Annotated in this window: 1 protein-coding gene; it reads right to left on the bottom strand. The window is 38.8% G+C overall.

Annotated elements, in window-relative coordinates; genetic code table 11:
* Nucleotides 1–160 precede the first annotated feature (160 nt).
* Entirely contained in the window at nt 161–508 is a 348-nt protein-coding gene (locus R7Q48_RS26475; RefSeq protein ID WP_005496920.1) for a 5-carboxymethyl-2-hydroxymuconate Delta-isomerase, read from the bottom strand.
* Between the last annotated feature and the right edge of the window lie 281 nt (nt 509–789).

Below are 789 nucleotides of genomic sequence, written 5' to 3'. Positions count from 1 at the left end.
ATCCAATAGGTTTTTCGATCGATACGTCCGTGAAACGAAAACAGTAACTCTTTAGTCGACATCAATTTTTATCCAAAAATAGAAAGAATACAGAGTAGCCGAGTCGGGTGAATTTGGGAAGAAACAACAAGTCGTGAACAACGTCGGCCAAGCCTTATATTCAGTTCACCACTTTTTGAAAGCTGTCCACATCCATATCTCGAATGTTAACCGTTAAACTGTGTACATGACTTGCCTGTTCTTGAAGCACAACCATTAAAGCTCGCGATAATTCTCGCTTTTGTTCAGGCGTTCGGCCAGACAACAAATCAAAATTGATATGGATAAAATCGAGGCTGTCACCCGCTTCACCAATTAGCCAGTTATGACATCTTAACGTTCTTGATTTCACAGAGGCCAACTCAAAAAGGCCACTCTCTAACGCAGCTTTATGTAAGTCTTCCAGCAAACCTTGTACATTGACTCGCTCTTCCACTGAGTTCGAATACTCTAAAACTAAGTTTGGCATTTTGATTCCTTTCTACAACATAAAAAATTCAGTGCGTAGTAATACCAATCTAGCCAGCAATTTCCGAGGAATGAACTATCATTCTGTCTACGCGATCACCAATCGATTGCTTTTGATAAAAATAACAGAACAACTTCGACTCCCGACGGAGAGAGAAAGCCACATAAGACATGATACCAATCATGATCTGTTCATATTATTCTGTTATATTCCTACGTAGATTTTTTACATTAATAGACTATTTACATTAAAGATAAGGGAGATATTTCTATGCGTCGTCC

The sequence above is a fragment of the Vibrio sp. 378 genome (genome assembly GCF_033339435.1).
Note: the sequence above shows the minus strand (reverse complement) of the source record. Positions and strands in the feature narration are given on the sequence as shown.